The sequence below is a fragment of the Snodgrassella sp. B3882 genome (assembly GCF_026535915.1).
In the GTDB taxonomy this organism is placed as follows: domain Bacteria; phylum Pseudomonadota; class Gammaproteobacteria; order Burkholderiales; family Neisseriaceae; genus Snodgrassella.
Window position 1 is genome coordinate 805,289 of the sequence record NZ_JAFNPF010000001.1, and the last position, 23,585, is coordinate 828,873.

A 23,585-nucleotide genomic window follows, 5' to 3' on the forward strand; every position below is an offset into this window, starting at 1 on the left:
GCTTGAATCACAATTTTAATAGATCAGATTGATCATGTTAAATCATTCTGTTTAATTAACATGGGATTGTAATTTTATGTTGTATCTAGATTGATAAATAAAATTAAAGGCTTATAAATTATTTATCGATAATAATCCCCAAAGAGCAAAATGCATGTAAACTTAAATTAATCAAGATCATTAATTTTTGCGTAAAAACGTTAGCACACCTTGATAAATTGACATTGAGAAATTGAACATGAACAAAACACTGATTATTGTCGCCCATCCCAATTTGGATACCTCAACAGTTAACCGTTATTGGTTAGAGCAACTTCAAACTTATGAAGATAAACTCACAATACATAATCTTTATGCGCACTATCCTAATGGAAACATTGATGTCGCTTTTGAACAAAAACTACTGGAAGAAAGTAGCCATGTTGTTTTACAGTTTCCCATTTATTGGTTTAATTGCCCACCCTTATTAAAAAAATGGTTAGATGATGTTTTAACTTATGGTTGGGCGTATGGCAATCACAGCTACAAATTGAAAAATAAAAAAATAGGCTTAGCGGTCAGTGCTGGGATCAGAGAAAGTGATTATGCCAAAACTGGAAAATACGGCGTTACATTAGCAGAACTGCTAAAACCCTTTGAATTAACCATGAATTATATTCAAGCTGATTACCAGTCAATCTTTGCCGTTTATGGGGCCAATAACGAACCGGAAGCAGGCTATGCGATGACCAAAGACGAGCTCATCAATAGTGGAAAAAAATATATCGAGTGGCTGATGAAATCCGGTATGCTTTCAGCATAATAGGGCTTAGGGTAAGAACTTTTTATATCATCATATCCATTACTTAGCGTTAACTTAAAGATAAGGTGAAACCCTTTTCATATTTCTCTAAGCTGCAAAAATGTCTATGCCATGCTTAGGATAATTAACAAGGATGATATTAATCAGTCTTACCCAAAATATTCTCCACAGTAGCGAAATATTCAATGGAATGAGGAAGACTGTAGACCAAATATTAAACAGGTATGGTGAATATGTAGCCAAAAAACAGCTAAAAAACCTGTGGAAAATTAAAAGAGTATTGAAAAATAATAAGGGATAGCGGTAACTCTGATAAGATTTAAGCGATAAAAATATGATCATTCTAAAAAATAATACTACAGCATTTAAACTCACTGTAGAAGGTTATGCTTATCCATTTTCCAGATTATTGGGATTCAAATTGGCTCAGTATTAATACTGAAATTAAAGATTTTCAAAACAATCTTTTTTATGATAATAGTGATAATTGCCTGTTAACAATAGAATTAGTTAAATTAAAAGAATGGTTGAGTAATTTGAAAAATATTTTGATGAAACTGATGAAATTCATTTTATAGAACCCGTCATATCGATTAAATTTAAAAATAATCAGCTTGAAATAGTTTAAGGTATCAATTAAACCCTAAATACAAAAAGGATTTTGATTCGGAATATTCATTGTTCTTTAGCGTTAATCAAAAAGAAATACTGAATATCATTGTACAACTAGAACGCTATATTAAAAAATATCCGGAATAACAAATATGAACTATTCAGAATTTAAAGAAAACCTAAAAAAAATAACTAAAGCGACTTTTTTAAAGTGCGCTAAAAACTTAAAACCAGAAGAAATCTGCGGATTTGGTATATATACCGATGAGTCGGTTATGAACATGTCAATTTGTTGTAACACCATAACCCATTTAAAAGAGTTACAGCAAGAGGAAAAGGGCTATGATGATTACTTCAAATGGAGTATTAATGAATGGCAATATGAAATGATAAATGAAATACACGTTGCAAAAATAAATGAAGAACTATTAAATGAACACAGAAAAATATCTGATAAGCAAATATTATTTGAAAAACATAAAGATAAAATCTTAAACATTGCAGTAGAAGTTTTGCAGGAACTAAAACAGGAATCACTATTTAAAAATTTAAACAGAGAATTTGTATTAATGTTTGGTATTAGTGATTTTGATGACAAAGAAATTGAAAAAGCTATTGCGCAAAGACTAAATGATGCAACTCAATTTATGCAATTTAAAAATTGGCTAGATTCAGAAGAATAGAAGCAAATAATATGGCTTAGAAAAAATAATAAGCAAAAAAGTTATTCAGTTCTAAAAATATAAATAAAAAAACAAAGAAATTTATTAAGCAACTCACGGGCAAATACGCCTGCTCAACAGTTATCACACATAGCGAACAACATGTCGAAGTTCTTGCAAGAAGAGAAAACGAATTACCAGAAAAGATGATATGAGAAGTAGCCAAACACACAGAAAAATTTTCAAAGAAGTTTTAAACTACGAGACTAAAAAAAGCTGCCATAATAAGAGATATATCAGGCAAACGATATAAATATAACAGATAAAGGAGGTTGGCTATGGTAGTCAAGTATTTAGGATTTTTTTTGCAGAAAATAAAAGATCAAACAAGTTCAGTAAGCAGATGGGACTCATGGAATAAAACCAAATTTAGAAATAAAGTAGAAAAAGGCCAGCTCACTTCCGAAGAAGTTGCTAAATATAACCACGAGCATTTATTGGGATATGAGTTTTGCATATTACAGTCGGAAAAATCACTTTACCCCGATTGTTTCGTTACCATCGTGCCAAGAAATAAACATGTTGGCGTTCATTTTATCGATAATGAAGGTCGTGAGTATCTAACTTATCTTTTTCATGAAGTAAAAGAAGATCGAACGTTATTTCTACAAGAAGTTTGGTTTTATCAATTTATCCCTGGAAACAGCAGCGAAGACCAAGAGTACCGGATCCACTTTGTATTTGATCAGGACGGAAACTATGCAGCCCGAAAATATATCGATTCTAAGAGGAAATACGAAGATTACGAAGGCAATCAAACACTGGACTTTTCCGGTTTATACGAAAAATATCCCGAGTTTGGACAATACCAAGGCATCATCCAACTTGAACGCCCAGTATTGATTGATATAATTTCAGGGCATAAACAACGATAAGGTTACCTGAAATAGGACTCTGATAAGGTGTATTTAATAATAAGAGATATATCAGGAAAACGATATAAATATAACAGATAAAAGAGGTAAGCTATGATAATCAAGTATTTAGGATTTTATTTGCAGAAAATAAAAGATCAAGGTAGCTCCGTTGCACTATGGGATGCATGGAATAAAACTAAATTTGAGAAAAAAGTAGAAAAAGGCCAGCTCACTTCCGAAGAAGTTGCTAAATACAACCACGAGCATTTATTGGGATATGAGTTTTGCGTATTACAGTCTGAACAATCACTTTACCCCGATTGTTACGTTACCATCGTGCCAAGAAATAAACATGTTGGCGTTAATTTTATCGATAATGACGGTCGTGAGTATCTAACTTATCTTTTTCATGAAGTAAAAGAAGATCGAACGTTATTTCTACGAGAAGTTTGGTTTACGCAATACATTGCAGGAAACAGCAGTGAAGACGAAGAGTACCGGATCCACTTTGCATTTGATCAGGACGGAACCTATGCAGCCCGAAAATATATCGATTCTAAGAGGAAATACGAAGATTACGAAGGCAATCAAACACTGGACTTTTCCGGCTTATACGAAAAATATCCCGAATTCGGACAATACCAAGGCATCATCCAACTCGAACGCCCAGTATTGATTGATATCATTTCAGGACATAAGCAATGATAAAATTATACAAAAGAGAATAATCATCAAATCAACTTTTATCATCCATTTAAGCTAAATGTCATTGATAGTAAATAATTTATTGCCGGAAATTAACTCGAAAATGAAAAAATTTTTAGAAAAATATAGTCATTCATATTCTGAACCTAATCAGAATATTAATAAGGAAACATTTCAACATAAGTATCATGCTTTTAGCTTTATTTATGATTTAATTTATCAATACGGAGGAGATGTATTCGATAATGGGCTTTTTAAAATTCATACTTTTGCATACCTTGAAAAGTGGACAAACTTAATAACCAACCATTATTTTAAAAAAGAAATAGAAGGGCAAGAATTAATTTGTTTTGCCTCTAATTGGCAGGGGTGTATGTATTGTGTTAATTCAGCAAATAACTTAATAACTTATTTTGATCCCGCAACATGCGATTTTTTTTCCGCAGATAATACATCAATTACTAATTTTTTTGATAATGTACTGGTAGATGGAGAGTTCGATATCATCTTTGAAGATTATTTTAAAGAAGTGATGGGTTATTTAAATAGCAGTAAACTTAACTATGATGAAAGCATAGGGCATAAAATATTCCTCCATTTGGGTGGAGAAGATGATATTGAGAATTTGGCAATAATCAATACAGAAGTTTTATGGGATTTACATATTCAAGTAGCTGAAAGAATAAATGACCTTCCTGACTAAAAATTCTATTTTTTTAAAATGGAAAAATATATGAATCATTCAGAAAATAAAGAAAATCTAAAAATAACTAAGGCGTTTTAAAACTGGGTTGCAAACTTAAAAAAGAAATTTATGCGGATTTGGTATACATACTGATGAATCAGTAATGAGCAATTCAATTTCCTGTTACACCATGACTCATTTAAAGTGTTACAGCAAAAGGACAAAGAGCAATGATGAATAGTGCACAGAGAGTATAAATTTGCATGAACTGATGAACGAAGTACACGTTGCAAAATAAATGAAGCACGACAAAGAAGAACTTTTAAATAAACATTGTTCATTGAATTTAGACAGTGGATTGATCCAAAAGAATAGAAGCAAATTATGATAAAATATACAGATTACTTCCGAAAAAAAAAGTAAGAGAAGAATAGCTTGCAGTTGGTTATTGGGACCTATTGAATAATACTAAATTTGAGAAGAAAGTAGAAAAAGGCCAGCTCACCTCCGAAGAAGTTGCTAGATACAACCACGAGCATTTATTGCGATATGAGTTTTGCGTATTACAGTCCGAACAATCACTATACCCCGATTGTTACGTTACCATCGTGCCAAGAAATAAACATGTTGGCGTTCATTTTATCGATAATGAAAATCGTGAGTATCTAACTTATCTTTTTCATGAAGTAAAAGAAGATCGAACGTTATTTCTACGAGAAGTTTGGTTTATGCAATACATTGCAGGAAACAGCAGCGAAGACGAAGAGTACCGGATCCACTTTGTATTTGATCAGGACGGAAACTATGCAGCCCGAAAATATATCGATTCTAAGAGGAAATACGAAGATTACAAAGGCAATCAAACACTGGACTTTTCCGGCTTATATGAAAAATATCCCGAATTCGGTCAATACCAAGGCATCATCCAACTCGAACGCCCAGTATTGATTGATATCATTTCAGGGCATAAGCAATGATAAGGTTGGCAGAAATAGGCAAGAAAAGTTGTTGTAAAATTGACGATATTTCAATGTTATTGAACAGAATTGAGAAGGTAAATAAGCAGAAACGATTATGATGGCTATTGATTTTTGTATGGTTTAAATATGTTCTATAGGCTGTACACCAAAAAGTTGAAAATCTCACGAGCAAATACGTTTTCGCTATGTTGATTAAAAAAAAGCGAATTAAAATGCAAGTCATGGCAAGAGGAAAAAAAGTCTATCCAAGAGGTATTTAAATAATGAGAATAAAATATCGATTTTTTAAAAATTTTTCCTTCAAAGAAGTTTCTAAATTAAAAACGAGCAATATTTATGTCGATGTGGGATGTGATGCTTTTACATTCTATGAACATGACCAAATGAACGAGCAACTTCTATCCATATTCGGAAGCAACTATAAAAATTATATAACTGTTGCCAAAACAGAATTTTCAGAAAATGAAAGAATTAATGCCGATTATTTATCAATTAGGTCTAGTAAAGTTTTGGGATATCCTCAACCAGAAGATTTAGACGGAAATGATGAATTGGAAAAATTTCCTTTTAATGTTTTTCCTTATTTAAACAATGTATTTGAAATAACAAAAAAAAGTGAACATTTTGGAATTATTAGAGGGAAGCAAATTGGAAATATCTCACTATTAAGCGAACCTAAATGGAATAAAAAGGGTATAGGAACAATCTATTGGCTTGAAGATACATTTTTTACTACACCTTCAATTTATGAAAATATATTTAAACCACTGAATATACAAAGCAAAAGTGTCATGGAGTATGGTAATGAAAAACCTCTAGTTACAGTAGTTCAATTGTTACCACAGGGGATATCCTCATCTAAATTAAATATAAATGATAATAATGTAGATGAGAAAATACATATCCCAGAGTGGGAAATGACTAGGTTTCATTTAAATAATCAAGGATTTTTTCCATCTTTTGAAAATCATCCGGGAAACTTTGATTTTTTTGTATCGCAAGAAAATTTTGGCTCAGGTTGTGCCAATTATAAAGAAGTTTTTGTATCGCAAAAGCTATACCAACTTTTAAAGAAAAATAATATCAAAGGACTCGATTATTACCCAGTAAAGCAATAGTCAACCGAACATTTGCTTTGCAAGGAAATGGATTAGAAGAATGGAAAAGAATGAGGTATACGCAGCACTAATAACTCATTCAATCCACGCAGCAAAAACTCTGATTGCCTTATAATACTGGTGTGTTACACCGTTGAGGGCACCATCTATGCTGCAAATTTTTCCACTAAAAGCCTTTGTAGATAATTACATTTGGTTATGGCAACATGAAAATCAGGTGATTGTGGTAGATCCGGGACAAGCTGAACCGGTGTTGGCGTATCTGGCAACCCATCAATTGACTTTAACGGCTATTTGGCTCACCCACGCCCATGCAGACCACATAGGTGGTGTAGCCAAATTGTGCCAAGCATATCCACAGTGTCATGTCTTAGGGGCTGCTGATTGGCATGGAGTCAATAAGGTTGTGGCAGAAGGGAGTCAATTCAACTTTTTTGACTATCCTGTGCGGATCTGGCACATCCCAGGGCATACAGCAGATCATTTGGCTTATTTATTAACAAATGCCAGTCAATTATTGCGGGTTTTTTGTGGTGACACGCTGTTTAGTGCAGGCTGTGGACGAGTTTTTACCGGTACCATGACGCAGCTTTATCATAGTTTGCAGCGACTAAACAATTTGCCGGCATCAACATGGTTGTATCCGGCACATGAATATACCGCAGCTAATTTACGCTTTGCCCAAACTGTAGAACCAGATAATCAGGCCATTAGGCAAGCTCTGCATGATGCAAGTTCTCTACCAACTTTACCGGTTACGCTCGCCCATGAACGCTTAGTAAACCCATTTTTGCGGTTGCAGCAGCCACAAGTAAAAGCAGCAGTGATGCAACATGGCTTGCCGAGGGCAGAAGTTAATCAGCCCATGGCTGTTTTGAGTTGTTTACGCGAATGGAAAAATCATTTTTGATTAACGCATCATCATGGCTATGTTATCATTTGATACGCATAATACCTACAGAAAGAATGAGTTGAATTAGGCTTATTAGCATCGATAGTTGTTATCTGGATTGCTACCAGCAAAATCAGTAAGGTGCATGAGGCTGTTCACATATTGGCATGAATAAAACCAAATCTGATTGTATGCAGTGGGAAAATTTACTCAGTACCCAGCGTTTTAAGCCGGAAAACGGGCAAATCCTTCCCACAGTTACCGCTTCCAGCGAAGAGGGGGCAGAAGCGTTACGTACCGATTTTCACATTGATTATGATCGTGTGGTTTTTTCCAGTGGCTTTCGTCGGCTGGCGCGTAAAACACAGGTACATCCGTTCGCCACCCATGATCATACGCATAATCGCTTAACCCATAGTGTTGAAGTGGCCAGTGTGGGGCGCAGTTTAGGCAATAGAGTAGGGGTTATGCTCAATAAAGGGGGCTTTCTACCACCTAGTAATCATCCGGCTGATATCGGTGCTGTTGTGCAGGTGGCTTGTCTGGCCCATGATTTCGGTAATCCGCCTTTTGGTCACACAGGCGAAGATGCGCTGCGGGACTGGTTTCGTGATCCTCAGCACAATATTTACCTACAAGACTTAACCCCTGCAGAACGCCACGATATAGAAACCTATGAAGGCAATGCCCACAGCCTCCGTTTGGTCACCACATTGGAAATGTACCAAAATGATGGAGGCATGCGTCTGACGGCAGCGGTAATCGGTGCGCTACTAAAATATCCATGGACGAGTTCTGCCACTCACCGAGAAGATAAATTTAATATTTACCAGTCTGAATTACCTATTATCCGAGCCGTTGCAGCGGAGTTGGGTTTAGCGCAAATCGGTGAAAATCACTGGGTACGTCATCCTTTGTCATACTTAATGGAAGCAGCAGATGATATCTGTTATGCCTTGCTGGACTTAGAAGATGCGGTTGAACTTGAGTTACTTCATGTTGATGAAGTAGAAAAAATTCTTTCCAAACTGACTAATCCTGAGTATGCATGGCAATCGTTTAGTAGCCGGGAACGGTGTGCACGGCTGCGGGGTGTGGCGATAGGTCGGGCGGTAGAGAATATTGCGCAAACTTTTATTACCCACCATCGGGATTTATTACGAGGGACTTTTCAGGGTAAAGATCTGTTGGCTTTGGCCAGCCCAGATGTCAATGATGCATTAAATGAAGCTAAAGAATTGGCGCGGACACGCATTTTTCGCCATGAAAGCAAGTTGATCACGGAAATTGCTACATTTCCATGTCTGGCTTCAATACTGAATATTTTGGTACCTGCAGTCCATGCCTTTATTACAGCACCTGCTGTCAGTCGACGACAAGAGCTGGCACTTTCTTTATTAAAAGAACAAAAACTCAAGAAAGAGGACAGTTTATATCAGGCATATATGAAAATACTTGATTTTATCGGTGGTATGACAGACAACACGGCAGCGCGGCTAGCCCGTGAAGTATCTGGTATTGGTATGTTATAAATCAAATCGATGATGTTGCTAAATAGTTATATAAAACAATAAATAAGTTTGAATTGCACCTTAAAGATTGATTTACTACTTGCCAAGCTGCAATAAATTGCGTATCATCGCGCTTCTTGATTTTCGGTGACTCTTTAACGAGATCGAAAGCAATGCACCCGTAGCTCAGTTGGATAGAGTATCTGGCTACGAACCAGAGGGTCGGGCGTTCGAATCGCTCCGGGTGCACCATCAAGTCGCTGCGCCCATCGTCTAGCGGTTAGGACATCGCCCTTTCACGGCGGTAACCGGGGTTCGATTCCCCGTGGGCGTACCAGATTCTTAAAACCTGTCTGTATATCAGACAGGTTTTTTTATTTTGGGTTCATCCAGCTTAGATAAGTCATTAGAATTTGCCTACACGCCCAGATAAGCAGCGCGTTGAGACAACCAACGTTCCAGATGCTTTTTGACTACCTCGGGTTGTTGCGCGATCAAAATCGGAGCCAGATCACGAGCTTTTTCCAGTAAAGGCAAATCTTCTTCCAGATTAGCAAATCGCAGCATAGGCACGCCGCTTTGTCGTGCGCCCAAGAACTCGCCCGGTCCACGAATGTGTAAGTCCTGACGTGCGATTTCAAAGCCGTCGGTATTTTCATAAATTACTTTTAATCTAGCTTTAGCAATGTCACCCAAAGGTTCACTAAATAGCAGTACGCAGCGGCTGGCTGCGGCTCCTCGTCCAACGCGACCTCGCAGTTGATGTAATTGCGCTAACCCCATTCGTTCAGCGTGTTCAATGACCATTAGACTGGCATTAGGTACATCCACACCAACTTCAATCACTGTGGTTGCCACCAATACTTGGATTTCACCTTGTACAAATGAAGACATCACCGCTGCTTTTTCGGCTGGTTTCATTCGCCCGTGAATCAAACCGATTTTGAGTTCAGGTAAAGATTCTTGCAGCTGGGCAACAGTATCCACCGCCGTTTGCAGTTGCAATACCTCTGATTCTTCAATCAAAGGACAAACCCAATAGACTTGTCTGCCTTGAGCGCAGGTATGTCTGACCAGCTTTTCTACTTCTTGCCGTCGGCTGCTGTTGACCAGACGAGTCACGATGGGTGTTCGTCCTGGTGGCAATTCATCTATTACGGATACATCTAAATCGGCAAAAAAACTCATCGCCAGCGTGCGTGGAATCGGTGTGGCTGACATCATCAGCTGGTGCACATCCTCCCCTTTATTTTTTAATGCTAACCGCTGGGCGACACCGAAGCGATGCTGTTCATCCACGATGACCAGCCCCAGCTGATTAAATTGCACATCTTCTTGAAATAAGGCATGTGTGCCAATAGCCAACTGTGCCGTTCCATTAGCCAGCAAAGCCTTGGTTTCGTCTTTTGCTTTTTTGCGCATGCTGCCGGATAACCAAGCAATCTGTATACCCAAAGGAGCAAACCATTGCTGGAATTTCAGATAATGCTGTTCTGCCAGAATTTCTGTAGGCGCCATGACGGCAACCTGAAAGCCGGCTTCGAGGGCAACCGCTGCTGCCAGCGCGCAGACAATGGTTTTTCCACTGCCAACGTCGCCTTGAAGTAAACGATGCATCGGATGACTCTGCGCCATATCCTGTTTAATCTCGTTAAAAGCTCGCTGTTGGGCCAGAGTCAATTCAAAACCCAGATTGGCTAATAATGACTGTATGATGTGCCCATCTCCAATTAATGCAGAGGCATGACCGTTCAGTCGTTGCTGCCGAGCCAATCGCATGGATAATTGTTGTGCCAGCAACTCATCGAATTTAAGTCGTTGCCAGGCGGGTAACGTGCCCTCATGTAAATCACGTGGGGTATATTGCGGCGGTGGAGAGTGTAGAAAATGTAAGCTTTCCAACAGTGGCGGTAATTGCAATTGGGATAATAATGTTTCTGGCAAAGTGTCATCAGCAGGCAAATTTTTTAACGCAGTTTCAATCAGACGACGCAAAGTAGGTTGGTTTAAACCATTAACGGTGGGATAGACTGGGGTTAAACTTTCTGATAGGCCTTTTTCAATATCGGTGCGAATTTTGGGGTGCACCATTTCATCCCCAAAAAAACCATGGCGGATTTCTCCAAGCGCACGGATAACATTTCCTTCTGCCAATTGCTTTTGCTGAGTTGGATAAAAGTGAATAAAACGTAGATGCAGCACATGTCCGGACACATCTTTAACTTGCACTACCAATTGCCGGCGGGGTCGAAACTGAATCTGCTGTTGAATGACGGTGGCTTCAATTTGTACTGGTATGCCGATTTGAGCGTCAGCAATGGGTGTGATGTGCGTCTCGTCTTCATAACGTAACGGCAGATGTAAAGCCAGATCCCAAATATTGCGGATATTCAGTTTAGCTAATTTGGATAAGGTGTTAGCACTGACAGCAAAAGGAAAATGAAATTGGTCAGACATGGCAAAATAGGCAGAGGTAAGCGGGTTAACGTAAGATTCTCAGTAAAAAGTATCATCACAATACCATTAAAAGCGCAAAAGTTAAATTTCTTATGTGCCTTCTAAACTTCGCGTCTTATGATCTATCTATTGCTACTGACCATTTAACTAACCTTGAGCATTAGCAGAAAATGAACGAGCAGGACAATTTGGCAATGGATCAAACTATCGAATAATACAACCAATTAAGGTTCTTTATTTAATCCAGACCAGTGATGAGATCGATACTGACACACATTGCAGTCGAAAGATTTTAACAAGTAGATAGCCCCAAACAGATTTTAGTTATCACCCATGGCTTATGCTGATGTCTGTTGGTTAGACATGTTAATTTTAACAGCTTAAATCATCACCTGAGCCTGATTTTAGATTTTTGCCAGATAAAGACTCAGCAATACCATCACTTTGCAACCACCTCTATCCAGCTCGAATCTTTTTGCGGTATTTTTATGCAAATAAAGCATCAATGATTAGTATAAGTATTTGCATGCAATAAAGATTTTATTTTTGCATAAAAAAAACTGTTCTACTGCAGATGCAGTAGAACAGTGGTATGAAAATATTCAGAAATTTTAATCTTGACGTTCAACCTGAGTAACATCGCGCACAGCACCGGTATCGGCACTGGTTGTCATGGCAGCATAGGCGCGCAGTGCCACTGATACATGGCGTTGACGTGCCTGTGGCTTCCATGCTCGTGCTCCACGGCTTTCCATTTCTGCACGACGTTGCTGTAACTCAGCATCAGACACCACCAGATGGATGCGTCGTTCAGGAATATCGATTTCAATGGTGTCGCCTTCATGTACCAGACCAATGTTGCCACCTTCAGCCGCTTCAGGAGAAGCATGACCGATGGAAAGACCGGATGTGCCACCTGAAAAACGCCCATCAGTGAGCAGTGCACAGGCCTTACCCAGTCCCTTAGATTTTAAGTAACTCGTTGGATACAGCATTTCTTGCATTCCCGGGCCACCTTTTGGTCCTTCATAGCGGATAATAACCACATCTCCGGCTTCAATCTGATTACCCAGAATGGCTTCTACCGCCTCATCCTGACTTTCAAATACCCGTGCGCGACCGGTAAATTTTAAAATACTGTCATCCACACCGGCGGTTTTAACGACACAACCTCGTTCAGCTAAATTACCGAATAACACGGCCAAACCGCCGTCCTGTGAATAGGCATGTTGTTGATCACGAATACAGCCTTGTGCACGATCCAGATCCAACGAAGACCAGACTTGATTTTGTGAAAATGGCTCCGTGGTTCTTACTCCTCCAGGAGCAGCTTGATAACGTTGTTGTGCCTCTTGATTGTCAGGATTGCTAATGTCCCAATGTGCAATCGCTTCGCCTAAGGTAGGCATGTGTACCGTGTGCACGGAAGTATCCAACAGACCAGCGCGATTCAACTCGGCTAAAATAGCCATCACCCCGCCAGCACGATGCACATCTTCCATATGATATTTCTGCGTTGCCGGTGCCACTTTACATAAACAGGGTACGTGTCTGCTGAGCTTATCAATATCCGCCATTTTGAAATTAACCCCGGCTTCAGTAGCAGCGGCCAGTAGATGCAATACCGTATTGGTTGACCCACCCATGGCTATATCTAGACTCATGGCATTATTAAAAGCAGCCTTAGTGGCAATACTGCGAGGTAGTACGCTGGCATCGTCCTGTTCATAATAACGCTTAGCCAAACTAACGATGAGACGGCCTGCTTGCAAAAATAATTCTTTACGCATAGCATGCGTAGCCAGCAAAGAACCATTACCCGGTAAAGATAAACCTAATGCTTCGGTTAAACAATTCATCGAATTTGCAGTAAACATACCGGAGCAGGATCCGCAAGTAGGGCAAGCGCTGCGTTCTACCATGGCCACGGTTTCATCACTGATCTTATCATTACCTGCCTCAATCATCGCGTCGATTAAGTCCAGCTTGCGCATGGTTTCCACGCCACCACTGGTTGCGATGATTTTGCCCGCTTCCATGGGACCGCCAGATACAAATATTGTCGGAATATTCAGACGCATCGATGCCATTAGCATGCCTGGGGTAATTTTGTCACAGTTTGATATACAGATCAGTGCATCAGCACAATGGGCATTGACCATATATTCCACACTATCCGCAATCAAATCGCGCGAAGGTAAACTATACAGCATCCCTTCGTGGCCCATCGCAATACCATCATCCACTGCAATGGTATTGAATTCCTTTGCAATGCCACCGGCTTGTTCTATTTCACGCGCAACCAACTGACCAATATTATGTAAATGAACGTGTCCGGGTACAAACTGTGTAAATGAATTGGCAATAGCAATAATCGGCTTACCGAAATCATTTTCACCTACACCGGTTGCACGCCAAAGTGCACGTGCACCGGCCATATTTCGCCCATGAGTAGAAGTTTGTGAACGATATTGTGGCATATGGGGTTCCTGAAATAAATTTTATTCTGTAAAAAAACTGAATCCAAAAAAACGTTAAGCAGTTAATGCTGGTAGCTTGATTAAGGGTGTAAAGATTAACCAAACAAACGTTAAGTGTACGCGTAATTGATAGAGTAAGAAATATTAAATTGCACCCATACAGCGTAAATCGCGCCACTTAGGCAACTGAACGGTGAATAATTTGAATCTTTCGCCATGATTAAAACTAAGATTCAGCATCTTAGCTAAAACTGAGCTAGTGAATTTGCTCGCAAAAATATCCTACAAATTGTCGTTTTTTGTTACTGAATACCGTAATCATAGGCAAATTTATTCCACATGATTCGTAAAACTGAAGCACAATCTTGCATTGAGATAAATTGCGCTAACTTATCTTTAGTCAAAACATTTGATCATATTTATCTAGAAAAATGATTACGTTCATGCATTTAAAGCTTAATATTGCTCAATGATCAATAAAAAAGGGTTTTTTCTTTAAAACATTATTGGCAAATGTAGAGATGTTTTTCCCGACATTTTGACTGGTGGAACAATTAAAATCTTAAACAAACCATCAACACCCAGACCAATAGTGAGGTGTTTGATGAGGGTCGTTCACTTAAACTCGTTTATGTTCAGATGATCAATATACTCATGTTTACTGCGCCTATTGCAATAAATTGCGTTTTTTCAATTGAATCAATTAGGTATATCAGAGAAATGAAAACGCAGCTATTGAGGCAAGTTTTTATTTTATTTTGGCGTTTGAATGACTATGGTACGCGCTATCAAGTCTTGCATGGTACGCTGTTTGGAATTTTTTAAAAAAAGCATAATCAAACTGCTTGAAAAAAAGATAAAACCAACAATCAAAATAGTTGATTTAAGTGACAAATCGATATCAAAAAGTATCGAAACAATAAATATAAAAACCGGAAAAAAGATAACTAAACAAAAACAACATAATTCGCGTAATAAAAAATAATTTATAAAGCTGGGCTCTTTACCATTAGGTTTAATCACTTTTATGCGCATTATTTTTTTTCCTAATGACTGTCCTGTCTTGGTTATCTGAATAATCTGAATACACAGATAAACTAAAGTAGTTAGCAGCAAAAAGGAATAGACAATAGATCTAGATTTATGCGGATTGTTTAAAACCATTGATTTGATCAAAGCTACCAACCAAAAGCTAAAAAATGCAACAACAGCCAGAATGATCAGGTTTAATACCACTGCTGCAATTCGTTGAGAGGGTGTAGCCAAAGTATAGTCAACAACATTGTTACTTTTAGACGTATCTAAAGTATGAAGTTTTTCTATTTCCAAAGCAAAATTTTTAGTCATCTTTTCCTGCCGTAACCAGCTCATGTAAAAAAATTCCCTTGCAACCAAGGTCTAACAGATCAATGTTGAAATATTTCACCTAAATTAAATAAAATGAATGCTTTAAAACATCCAGAAAATAAAGAAAAATACTATGCTTACTTCGGGGAATTAAATATGATAAATGTTTATTACTGATTATAATAACGGTAATGTCCAACAATTCGCCACTGAAATAATACATTCTCTTCTTTGGCGCCTTGTCCGATATTATGCACAATCCATGGAATCGTTCCGGTTTTTTTATTACTAACAATGCCAATATGTGCTAAACCGTTATCCAATCGCCAAGATACGATATCTCCCGGCAAATAATCCTGACCATTATGAGTAATGGCTAGTGCTTTACCTTGACGTTGAAACCATTTTTCCAAATTCGGTACTCGTCGGTGATCAATATTGCTATCTGTCGTCTTTAAGCCCCAGATTTGAGGATATTGTTTAAAATGGGCTTTCATATCCTCATGAACAGCTTTTTGTAAATCAATGTGACTCTGTCTGAATGCCCGTATAACCACATCAGAGCAAACACCGCGGTCAATCTTCACATCTCCGCCAGGATAGCTTAAAACCACATAACTTGGATCGTAATAAAGGGTTTTACCCAGTTGCGCTTTAGCGCCTTGCACAATATCAGCATTGCTGGCGTAAATAAGTGCAATATGTCCAGCTAAAAGGACGATTAAAATTTTTCTGAACAACCAAACCAACTTATTTGCCAAACGCATAACTAGCCCTTAATGTTAGGTTATCAAGTATATGGGTGATTAAATTTTTACTTCAAAGCGTTAATTAATCATGCCTATAGTGGCTAAAAACATTTTTGAATAACGAATTCATTGCAAAAGATATAAAATAGTTCGCATCGCCATAATTTCACGCCAAGCATAACAGTGGCTACCAAAGTGAATACCACTAAGTTTAAAATTTAAACGAGTAAGATTGTAGATAGTAATTAAATAGTGATGCCTTCAAAACGAGTAAAAATAAAATTTTTTAATTGGTGATCGAATACTGGGCAAGGTTTAACTCTCAACCACCAACCTATGCCTATAGCAACTTATTAAGCCAGGGTACCACCTTGCCGAAAATAACCAATTCAGATAAAAATTAACAAACTATGCCTATATATTATCATAACTATTTACAATGAGCAGTAGCTCATACAATCTCTGTATAGCTGTTTCATGGCGTGAAAGGAGATCGCTTACAGAATAATTAATTAAGGGTAGGTAGAATATCTTTAGCTTTGCGGTTTTGTTGCTTTAACCACGATGGTGCCGGCAAAATAGTCTTGTAGTGTCCGACGATTGCTTCTCGCTATAAACAGCATAATGACACAAATAATAACTATAGGGTCGATGCAATTCATCAGTTTTAAATATAATTTATAATAAAGTAAATCACTTGAAGAAAAAATGTTTGTATAAAATATCTCATTGATTGTTCTTTTAAAATATTTGATTGAAAAGAATTTATTATAGAGTAGCATAGAGATTAGACAAATAAAAATCACTTCCCGAACTAAAACAAGTCGTGCAAATCCCGCTTTCTTTCCATTATAATTGATGACTTTGATACCCATTATCAATTTGCCAATTGACTGTCCTTTTTTGCTCATCAGGATGGTTTGTACCAGTCTGAACAATAGAATCGGCACTACAATATAGATTAAAAGTAAGGTTGGATTATAGATATCATCCAGAAAAATCAAATTTCCCAAATCATTAATCGGTTTATAATCGCCAAAGTCAGACAAAAACCAAACCTGTAAAGGGTAATCATTACCATATTCATTCAATTTATTAGACTGATTAAAAATTTGAATCCCTATAAAAAGAATTAAATAATACAGAGCACAATTAATGCTATATGCGACTATTCGGCGCCAAGGGGATGCCAGTTGTACCGTAACACCACTCTTAGTCAATAGTGAATTTGATTGAATCGCGGTTTGGCGCAATTTTGGATTATCTTGCATATCTAAGCGGGAAGGAATTATATTTTTCTTCAAATCATCATAGCATACTTTATTAAAAATAGTTATTAAAAGTAAACTAATATTAATATAACTCAATAGTCTCTTTCATAGTATCTCGAATTGTTTTTTTGTTATTTAACAAATATGATGATTTTTAGTTCATTATTCATCTAACTGTCATTCGATGTCGATGTCCACTTTGCGTATATTGGTATAACTCTGATCTAATCTGTGTGAGCATTCAGGCGAGAGTATTGGCAAAATTGCTATGATTTTTTCAAATCAGTAAGATCTGAAAATCTTTTTTTCCTCTTTATTGATCAGTTTATTGCAGTTTTGCAATGAATTTGTGTCTACCTTTTGATCTTCATAGCAATAATGATGGCGGTATATCGATTTGACTGCAGATGGTTTGTTGGGCACAGAGTAAAAAAACTAAAGATTTTTTTTCGCAGCTAGATAATGGACAGATCAAATTGAATCTATTTGTCCTGTCAGTACAACCCCTTAATCTGTCCTCAAAATGGAGATGTTAAGAAGCAGAATAGGACACCAGTCAGCTTATGGTTGGCGTGATCTCATACCTAATAGTGCTATGGATGAAATCACAAAAAAAAGATGAAAATTAATCGGCATTTGGTTGTGCCAAAATTCCCTAAACTAGATTCAAGATGGCTGCCAAGGAAGTTGATATTGAATTTTTAATGTTGAGAAATATCATGCGGGCTGGGTGGGTATGGATGACTATCAAAAAACCGATATACCTGAATTGATATATCGGTTTGATTTACATTGGATTTGTGGTGTTTAAATTAGCTGCGTATCTCAGCAGACAGTTTATCTAAAATACCATTGATAAATTTATAACCATCAGTACCGCCAAATGTTTTGGTAATTTCAATGGCCTCATTGATGATTACCGGATGGGGAGTTTGTGGCATGGACGATAACTCATGGCAGGCCATAAGTAATACAGCGCGTTCTACTGCATTAAGTTCATCTTCATGACGATCCAGTAGGGGACGAATGCGCTTCATGTATTCGCGCTGATTATTATAGGCACCAAAAAATATTTGATTAAATAACTCTTCATCCGCTTTGGAAAAATGTTCATTATCGCGAATATTTTGCGCAATAATCACGGCGGATTCATCTTTATTTAATTGCGCTTGATACAGCGCCTGCACCGCAAACTGACGGGCACGACGGCGCGGGGTAATCATTGACATAGATATAATGTCCTTTAAGCTAATTGGTTTTGGGTTTTCAATAGATTGGCCATTTCAACCGCAACAACAGCGGCTTCACTGCCTTTATTAAACATGCGGGCAATGGCCTGAGCATCGTTTTCAGTGGTTAAAATGGCGTTAGCAATCGGAATATGCTCTTGCAAACTGATGCGGGAAACGCCCGCCGCTGCTTCATTGGCAACAAGTTCGAAATGATAGGTTTCACCGCGGATCACGACGCCAATAGCTACTAAAGCATCATACTGACGGCTTCGAGCCATACTTTGTAAAATTAAAGGGATTTCCAGTGCACCTGGTACGGTGGCTAAAGTGATATCGTTGGCGCTTACCCCCAGTTTTTGCAGCCGCTCAGTACATGACTTAACCAGTTGGGTTCCAATGGGATTGGTAAAACGTGCCTGCACGATGCCAATGCGTAAGCCTGTGCCGTTGTGGTTAGGGGGCAGGATATTCATTTTATTTCCTTTTTCATTAATTTTCTGTCTGTCACCACTTTTGCAATCTCAGTGAACGATGCGTATAAAACGATGTCGGTGGCAGATGAGCTACTGCAATAATTTTACCGAAATTGCTGCTGTGGTGGAATGACTAAGCTGTTTTTTTCTGTACTGGCGCAGGGTGTAGGGATCCTAAATAGATCGCAATCAAAGTTAGGGCGGTACCAGCCCATTGAATAGCATTGATGGGTTTATGCAGTAAAAAGTAATCGATTAGCAAAGCGGCAACGGGTTCACTTAATAGTAATAATCCAGTCAGTGTCAAGGACAGTAACGGTACAGCATAAGCAATCAGTCCCCAGGCAAAGCACTGCATGACCACACCATAAATCAAAATCAAGATGAAATCGATGCTGTTATTAGGCCAGAAGTGATGGTAATCCAGTAATAGCGTTGGAACGATAAGTGCAGCGACACCCCCCACACTGATTAGTAGCATTAAAGGGAAAATCGCCACTTTTTCCGCTTGATGTGCCTGCCGGATACACGCCATGGAGGAGGCGAGTCCTGCACCGGAAATTAATCCGATAAATATACCATATCCACCCTGAACGTTGTGTTTGAGCTCAGGAAAGGCAATCAAAATAATGCCAATAATGGATAAAAGCAGACTAAATAATTGCAATTTGCTCTGGCGTTCACCGAAGAAAAACCAAGCTATAGCAGCGAGAAAAAATATCTGCATGCTATTAAGTAAAGTTGATATTCCTGGTCCTACTGCATGGATACTCTCATGCCAGAATGCCAGATCAAAGCCGAGGAAGATGCCAGATAAAACCGCAAAACGTCTTGCACGCGTACTGGTTGGCATTTTCTGACCAAAGCGCCGTGCCAGAAACCAGAAAACCAAACCGCCAATTAAAATTCGCCATAATGCGATGGCATAAGAACCCACCGCCACAAATTTGACAATCAGGCTGCCTAATCCGAACATGATGCAGCCAAAAATTAAGCCGGAAGCAGCCCATTTCTGCGGGGTAAATTGCATAAATACTGGTCCTAAACAAAAAACACTGGGGTAGTGGTTTTGATTTTAAATAGCTGAAAACGATATATTTGTATTTTTCGCTTAGCTCAATTCAGTTTGCTGATTATTTAAAATGATTATCTTTAAGAATGGGAAAAAGCATACTCAGTTTCATTCTTCATCATCTCAATTCAAATCATTCGGTCTAATAATCAAAATAGGCTGTTCAAAATATCTGATCAACAGATATTAAACAGCCTGAAGGGTCTATTTTATGGCAAGTTCAGTAGCAAAATATAGACGGATTGGGTAAATATTTATTGTTGATTCAATTCCTCAAATCCGCTAACCTCCAGCCCGAAACCATGCAAACCGGTGAAAGCAGACGGTTTACCTAGAACGCGCATACGCTTGACTTTAAGTCCAGCCAGAATTTGAGCCCCAATGCCAAAGGTTTTATTATCCCATTGTCTGGCTTGATGAGTTCCTTTTGGTAATGTACGGTCAAGTAAGGTTGCTCCCGTTTCGGTGCGATGCATCAAAATAATGACGCCTGCCTGAGCTTGTTGGATTCGTTCCATGGCTGCTGGTAAAGGCCAGCTATGATATTGGTCTGGTTGAAGAAAATCCATAGCACTAAACGGTTCATGCACGCGCACAATCACCTCATCCGCGGTTGCCGGATCACCTTTTACTAAAGCCAGATGAGTTTCACCTGATAGCTGATCAACATATACATGCTGAGTAAAATCTCCCCAGGCTGTATGAATATTGTTGATGCCCAATTCTTTGATTAAACTTTCGTGTTTGCTGCGATACTCAATCAAATCCGCTATGGTGCCTATTTTGATATTGTGTTGCTGCGCAAATACTTTTAACTCAGGCATTCGAGCCATGGTGCCATCGTCATTGATAATTTCACAAATGACTGCTGCTGGTGTTAATCCGGCCAATTTAGCCAAATCAACACTCGCTTCGGTGTGACCAGTCCGTACTAATACACCGCCTTTAACTGCACGTAATGGAAAGATGTGGCCAGGTTGTACTATGTCTTCGGCTTTGGCTGTTGGTGAAACGGCAGTCTGGATGGTATGTGCTCGATCAGCCGCAGAAATGCCGGTGGTAATGCCATGAGCTGCTTCAATAGAAACGGTGAAATTAGTACCATATTGGGCACCATTATGTTCGGTCATTAATGGCAATCGCAATTTATCTACTATTTCTTCTTCCAGTGGCAGGCAGACTAATCCGCGCGCATATTTAATCATAAAATTAATGATTTCTGGCGTAACAAATTGTGCGGCTATAATCAAATCGCCTTCGTTTTCACGGTCTTCTGCGTCAGTCAGAATGACCATCTTACCGGCTTTAATATCGGCAATGATTTCTGGAATGGTGGCAATACTCATAATAGTAAACAACGCTCCCTCGGCAAATAATGATTATTTTACTCTTAATTGATGTGATCGGTTGGGTTATAACAGCGGTTTTTCTTAATGCTATTGTATGCTAAAACCATTCTGCATCAGGAAAAAATCTAATTTTATTTAATCAAATAGGAATTTTAAATTAAATATTTTATTAGTTGATCGTTCATGGCCTATCGCGATGATGTATTCATACAGTTGTTCATACCGCTTAGACTGGTTTAAAAGGAACACATTCGTTTAGTTACACCAAGGTTAACCGATCGCGAAAGGGTTTCTTTTAGCTGTGTACTCATTAATGTTGACATCTGTGGCGAAAATTGAATGTTTTATCTTGGCTTGGGTAAGCAGTTATTTGCTTTTAGTACAACTGCTTGCCATGCTCTGAGAAAAAATAGGATGTTTTTTTATATTTGCATGAATGGTCATCACAGTCTATGTTTAAGACGCATGATGCGTGTGCAGATATTTTTGCACGGTATCAACAATGGCTTGAGTTTGAGCATCAATTTCTACATTAATTGCATCCCCTACCTGACATAGCCCAAAAAGGGTGCGAGACATTGTTTCTGGAATTAAATGCACATTAAATTCTTCTTTTGTCACTGTACCGATTGTTAAGCTACAGCCATTCAAGCCGATAAAACCTTTAGGCAGAATATAAGCTGATAAAGCAGAGGGAAGGGCAAACCATACAGTTCGATTATTGTCGCTATCTTCAATTCTGGTTATGGTTGTGGTGGTAAAAATATGTCCGCTCATGACATGCCCGCCGATTTCATCTCCATAGCGAGCTGCACGTTCTATATTAATCTTATCACCAATTTTTACTTGTCCTAAATTAGTTTTGGCCAGGCTTTCAGCCATCACATCAAATTTTACTTCGTCACCATTAATTTCAGTAATGGTTAGACAACAGCCATTATTGGCAATTGATGCACCAATACTCAAATTGTCGCTTGCGCCTGCTGGTAAGCCTACTTGAAGAGTCCTTAGCTGATTGTGTTCAATAATATTGGTGATTGTGCCTAAGCCTTGAACGATGCCTGTAAACATTTGATTCAACTTTCATTGATTGTATTACGCCAATTGATTTGGCTTGATGTGGACATGATTATTTCAACTAGTTTAATGCTGATTTTAATATACCAGAAGGTGAGTGGTACACATTTTATGTATCTAACTGATTAAATAGATTTCGACTGACGAAATGAAGAGAAGGTTCAGAATTAAAGAAAACCGATTAATGCAACAATTTGTCATACTGGCGTAGATAACAGGTTTCAAGGGGGTTATTTCTAAAACTGAATGCAAAGCATTAATTGAGGTGAAAGTCCGGTGACTTTTCTATTCTTTAGAATCTGTTATTAGTGGCCTGCTGTTTTTTATTCACTTCAAAAATATTTTGCTATACTAACACAAGACAATGTCGAACAAAAAACACAGATTTTAACCTTGAAAACTTTAAAGAATTTTTAACCGCCTTGGATAGGCCCCCTTTTTTAGAAAGCTACCAAAAGCTGGGTTTTACGCTGAACTCTATTTGTAATATTGCGCAAACGGCTTTGCTTGCGTAAACGGAAAGTAAGGGGCTTACGCTCTGCCACTCTCCGCTAGACTTTTAGAACTTGCTCTGGCTTGTTAAAGCTTTACGCTCTACCAGCGAATGGAAATTGTTAGATGAATTGAAGAATAATTCTTAAATTAAAAAGCCAACCTTTAGGGTTGGCTTTTTAATTTAAGTTAAGGGGTTTGTAATTAGATATATTTGCATTCTATATCAGCCCCTTCTAAACTATCAAGATTACCTAATTGTGCATACTCTCTCTCTAAATCATTTTTATCATACAAATATCCATCATCTTCAAATCTTGGAGTATCATAACCACTAATAAAATTTAAAAATGAAATGATTTTTTTATCAATATTTTCTCCATTCATATCTTTTTCATCCAATACTTCAAGTAAACCAGATGCTTTAGTTGATAATACCCCTCTAATATTACTATCATCATAATTTTTAGACTTATCTTCTTCAAAAAGTTCATTATAATATCCTTTTATAATTTTTTTTAATAACATATCATTAATTTTTATTTACATGGTAATTTTAAATCTTTACTTGTAATTCCCTCTTTTGTTCCTATATATTTTCCATTTTCATCAAATATATAATGGATCTTCTGTCCGTTAGTGATACTTTCTTGAGGTCTAACTTGCCTAACTCTTCCACTATGATCTACTGTTTCCATCCAA

General features: G+C 38.0%; 20 protein-coding genes, 2 tRNA genes and 1 pseudogene. 11 read left to right on the forward strand and 12 right to left on the reverse strand.

Annotated elements, in window-relative coordinates; genetic code table 11:
* The first annotated feature begins 238 nt into the window (after positions 1 to 238).
* The 11 genes from J3U68_RS03435 (at position 239) to J3U68_RS03485 (ending at position 9,221) form a co-directional block, all read left to right on the forward strand.
* Complete coding sequence (locus J3U68_RS03435) at positions 239 to 802, forward strand: NAD(P)H-dependent oxidoreductase (protein ID WP_267374642.1); 564 nt, start codon at positions 239 to 241, stop codon at positions 800 to 802.
* Between the two features lie 764 nt (positions 803 to 1,566).
* Positions 1,567 to 2,097, forward strand: a complete 531-nt coding sequence (locus J3U68_RS03440) for a DUF4303 domain-containing protein (RefSeq protein WP_267374645.1) — start codon at positions 1,567 to 1,569, stop codon at positions 2,095 to 2,097.
* 317 nt (positions 2,098 to 2,414) lie between these two features.
* The gene (locus tag J3U68_RS03445; RefSeq protein ID WP_267374647.1) at positions 2,415 to 3,011 is read left to right on the forward strand and encodes a hypothetical protein; all 597 of its coding nucleotides are present in this window, start codon (positions 2,415 to 2,417) and stop codon (positions 3,009 to 3,011) included.
* Positions 3,012 to 3,131: 120 nt separating this feature from the next.
* Entirely contained in the window at positions 3,132 to 3,698 is a 567-nt protein-coding gene (locus tag J3U68_RS03450; RefSeq protein ID WP_267374649.1) for a hypothetical protein, read from the forward strand.
* A 103-nt stretch (positions 3,699 to 3,801) separates the two neighbouring features.
* Complete coding sequence (locus J3U68_RS03455) at positions 3,802 to 4,401, forward strand: hypothetical protein (protein ID WP_267374651.1); 600 nt, start codon at positions 3,802 to 3,804, stop codon at positions 4,399 to 4,401.
* A gap of 440 nt (positions 4,402 to 4,841) precedes the next feature.
* Positions 4,842 to 5,360 (forward strand): hypothetical protein, encoded by a 519-nt coding sequence (locus tag J3U68_RS03460; RefSeq protein ID WP_267374653.1) that lies wholly within the window; start codon positions 4,842 to 4,844, stop codon positions 5,358 to 5,360.
* Between the two features lie 266 nt (positions 5,361 to 5,626).
* The gene (locus J3U68_RS03465) at positions 5,627 to 6,481 is read left to right on the forward strand and encodes a hypothetical protein (RefSeq protein WP_267374655.1); all 855 of its coding nucleotides are present in this window, start codon (positions 5,627 to 5,629) and stop codon (positions 6,479 to 6,481) included.
* Between the two features lie 151 nt (positions 6,482 to 6,632).
* Entirely contained in the window at positions 6,633 to 7,391 is a 759-nt protein-coding gene (gloB, locus tag J3U68_RS03470; protein WP_267376198.1) for a hydroxyacylglutathione hydrolase, read from the forward strand.
* 173 nt (positions 7,392 to 7,564) lie between these two features.
* Positions 7,565 to 8,905, forward strand: a complete 1,341-nt coding sequence (locus J3U68_RS03475; protein ID WP_267376199.1) for a deoxyguanosinetriphosphate triphosphohydrolase — start codon at positions 7,565 to 7,567, stop codon at positions 8,903 to 8,905.
* 154 nt (positions 8,906 to 9,059) lie between these two features.
* Positions 9,060 to 9,136 (forward strand) — tRNA-Arg (locus J3U68_RS03480).
* A 10-nt stretch (positions 9,137 to 9,146) separates the two neighbouring features.
* Positions 9,147 to 9,221, forward strand: a tRNA-Glu gene (locus J3U68_RS03485).
* An 80-nt stretch (positions 9,222 to 9,301) separates the two neighbouring features.
* Here the strand turns inward: J3U68_RS03485 and recG are convergent.
* The 12 genes and pseudogenes from recG to J3U68_RS03545 form a co-directional block, all read right to left on the reverse strand.
* Entirely contained in the window at positions 9,302 to 11,341 is a 2,040-nt protein-coding gene (gene recG / locus J3U68_RS03490) for an ATP-dependent DNA helicase RecG (protein WP_267374657.1), read from the reverse strand.
* 611 nt (positions 11,342 to 11,952) lie between these two features.
* A complete protein-coding gene (gene ilvD, locus J3U68_RS03495) occupies positions 11,953 to 13,821 on the reverse strand; it encodes a dihydroxy-acid dehydratase (protein ID WP_267374660.1) in 1,869 nt (622 codons plus the stop codon).
* A gap of 753 nt (positions 13,822 to 14,574) precedes the next feature.
* Positions 14,575 to 15,168 (reverse strand): RDD family protein, encoded by a 594-nt coding sequence (locus J3U68_RS03500; protein ID WP_267374663.1) that lies wholly within the window; start codon positions 15,166 to 15,168, stop codon positions 14,575 to 14,577.
* Between the two features lie 170 nt (positions 15,169 to 15,338).
* The gene (locus tag J3U68_RS03505; RefSeq protein WP_267374665.1) at positions 15,339 to 15,935 is read right to left on the reverse strand and encodes a DUF1287 domain-containing protein; all 597 of its coding nucleotides are present in this window, start codon (positions 15,933 to 15,935) and stop codon (positions 15,339 to 15,341) included.
* 515 nt (positions 15,936 to 16,450) lie between these two features.
* Positions 16,451 to 17,284: an RDD family protein gene (locus J3U68_RS03510; protein WP_267374667.1), complete on the reverse strand. Its 834-nt coding sequence runs from the start codon at positions 17,282 to 17,284 to the stop codon at positions 16,451 to 16,453.
* A 716-nt stretch (positions 17,285 to 18,000) separates the two neighbouring features.
* Positions 18,001 to 18,411: a transcription antitermination factor NusB gene (gene nusB / locus J3U68_RS03515; RefSeq protein ID WP_267376200.1), complete on the reverse strand. Its 411-nt coding sequence runs from the start codon at positions 18,409 to 18,411 to the stop codon at positions 18,001 to 18,003.
* Between the two features lie 20 nt (positions 18,412 to 18,431).
* Complete coding sequence (ribH, locus tag J3U68_RS03520) at positions 18,432 to 18,893, reverse strand: 6,7-dimethyl-8-ribityllumazine synthase (RefSeq protein ID WP_267374669.1); 462 nt, start codon at positions 18,891 to 18,893, stop codon at positions 18,432 to 18,434.
* A 133-nt stretch (positions 18,894 to 19,026) separates the two neighbouring features.
* Positions 19,027 to 19,923, reverse strand: a complete 897-nt coding sequence (locus tag J3U68_RS03525; protein ID WP_267374671.1) for a DMT family transporter — start codon at positions 19,921 to 19,923, stop codon at positions 19,027 to 19,029.
* Positions 19,924 to 20,219: 296 nt separating this feature from the next.
* Positions 20,220 to 21,305, reverse strand: a pseudogene (gene ribBA / locus J3U68_RS03530) (bifunctional 3,4-dihydroxy-2-butanone-4-phosphate synthase/GTP cyclohydrolase II); the annotation flags it as partial.
* 465 nt (positions 21,306 to 21,770) lie between these two features.
* A complete protein-coding gene (locus J3U68_RS03535) occupies positions 21,771 to 22,385 on the reverse strand; it encodes a riboflavin synthase subunit alpha (protein WP_267374674.1) in 615 nt (204 codons plus the stop codon).
* A 702-nt stretch (positions 22,386 to 23,087) separates the two neighbouring features.
* Positions 23,088 to 23,411, reverse strand: a complete 324-nt coding sequence (locus J3U68_RS03540) for a hypothetical protein (protein WP_267374677.1) — start codon at positions 23,409 to 23,411, stop codon at positions 23,088 to 23,090.
* Positions 23,412 to 23,422: 11 nt separating this feature from the next.
* Positions 23,423 to 23,581 (reverse strand): hypothetical protein, encoded by a 159-nt coding sequence (locus J3U68_RS03545; RefSeq protein WP_267374680.1) that lies wholly within the window; start codon positions 23,579 to 23,581, stop codon positions 23,423 to 23,425.
* Positions 23,582 to 23,585 lie beyond the last annotated feature (4 nt).

Coding starts and splice junctions, on each gene's coding strand:
- J3U68_RS03535 (WP_267374674.1), bottom strand. CDS start 22,385: ATGTTTACAGGCATCGTTCAAGGCTTAGGCACAATCACCAATATTATT.
- J3U68_RS03445 (WP_267374647.1), top strand. CDS start 2,415: ATGGTAGTCAAGTATTTAGGATTTTTTTTGCAGAAAATAAAAGATCAA.
- J3U68_RS03475 (WP_267376199.1), top strand. CDS start 7,565: ATGCAGTGGGAAAATTTACTCAGTACCCAGCGTTTTAAGCCGGAAAAC.
- J3U68_RS03455 (WP_267374651.1), top strand. CDS start 3,802: ATGAAAAAATTTTTAGAAAAATATAGTCATTCATATTCTGAACCTAAT.
- ribH (WP_267374669.1), bottom strand. CDS start 18,893: ATGAATATCCTGCCCCCTAACCACAACGGCACAGGCTTACGCATTGGC.
- J3U68_RS03525 (WP_267374671.1), bottom strand. CDS start 19,923: ATGCAATTTACCCCGCAGAAATGGGCTGCTTCCGGCTTAATTTTTGGC.
- J3U68_RS03540 (WP_267374677.1), bottom strand. CDS start 23,411: ATGTTATTAAAAAAAATTATAAAAGGATATTATAATGAACTTTTTGAA.
- J3U68_RS03545 (WP_267374680.1), bottom strand. CDS start 23,581: ATGGAAACAGTAGATCATAGTGGAAGAGTTAGGCAAGTTAGACCTCAA.
- J3U68_RS03435 (WP_267374642.1), top strand. CDS start 239: ATGAACAAAACACTGATTATTGTCGCCCATCCCAATTTGGATACCTCA.
- ilvD (WP_267374660.1), bottom strand. CDS start 13,821: ATGCCACAATATCGTTCACAAACTTCTACTCATGGGCGAAATATGGCC.
- J3U68_RS03440 (WP_267374645.1), top strand. CDS start 1,567: ATGAACTATTCAGAATTTAAAGAAAACCTAAAAAAAATAACTAAAGCG.
- nusB (WP_267376200.1), bottom strand. CDS start 18,411: ATGATTACCCCGCGCCGTCGTGCCCGTCAGTTTGCGGTGCAGGCGCTG.
- recG (WP_267374657.1), bottom strand. CDS start 11,341: ATGTCTGACCAATTTCATTTTCCTTTTGCTGTCAGTGCTAACACCTTA.
- J3U68_RS03505 (WP_267374665.1), bottom strand. CDS start 15,935: ATGCGTTTGGCAAATAAGTTGGTTTGGTTGTTCAGAAAAATTTTAATC.
- J3U68_RS03465 (WP_267374655.1), top strand. CDS start 5,627: ATGAGAATAAAATATCGATTTTTTAAAAATTTTTCCTTCAAAGAAGTT.
- J3U68_RS03500 (WP_267374663.1), bottom strand. CDS start 15,168: ATGACTAAAAATTTTGCTTTGGAAATAGAAAAACTTCATACTTTAGAT.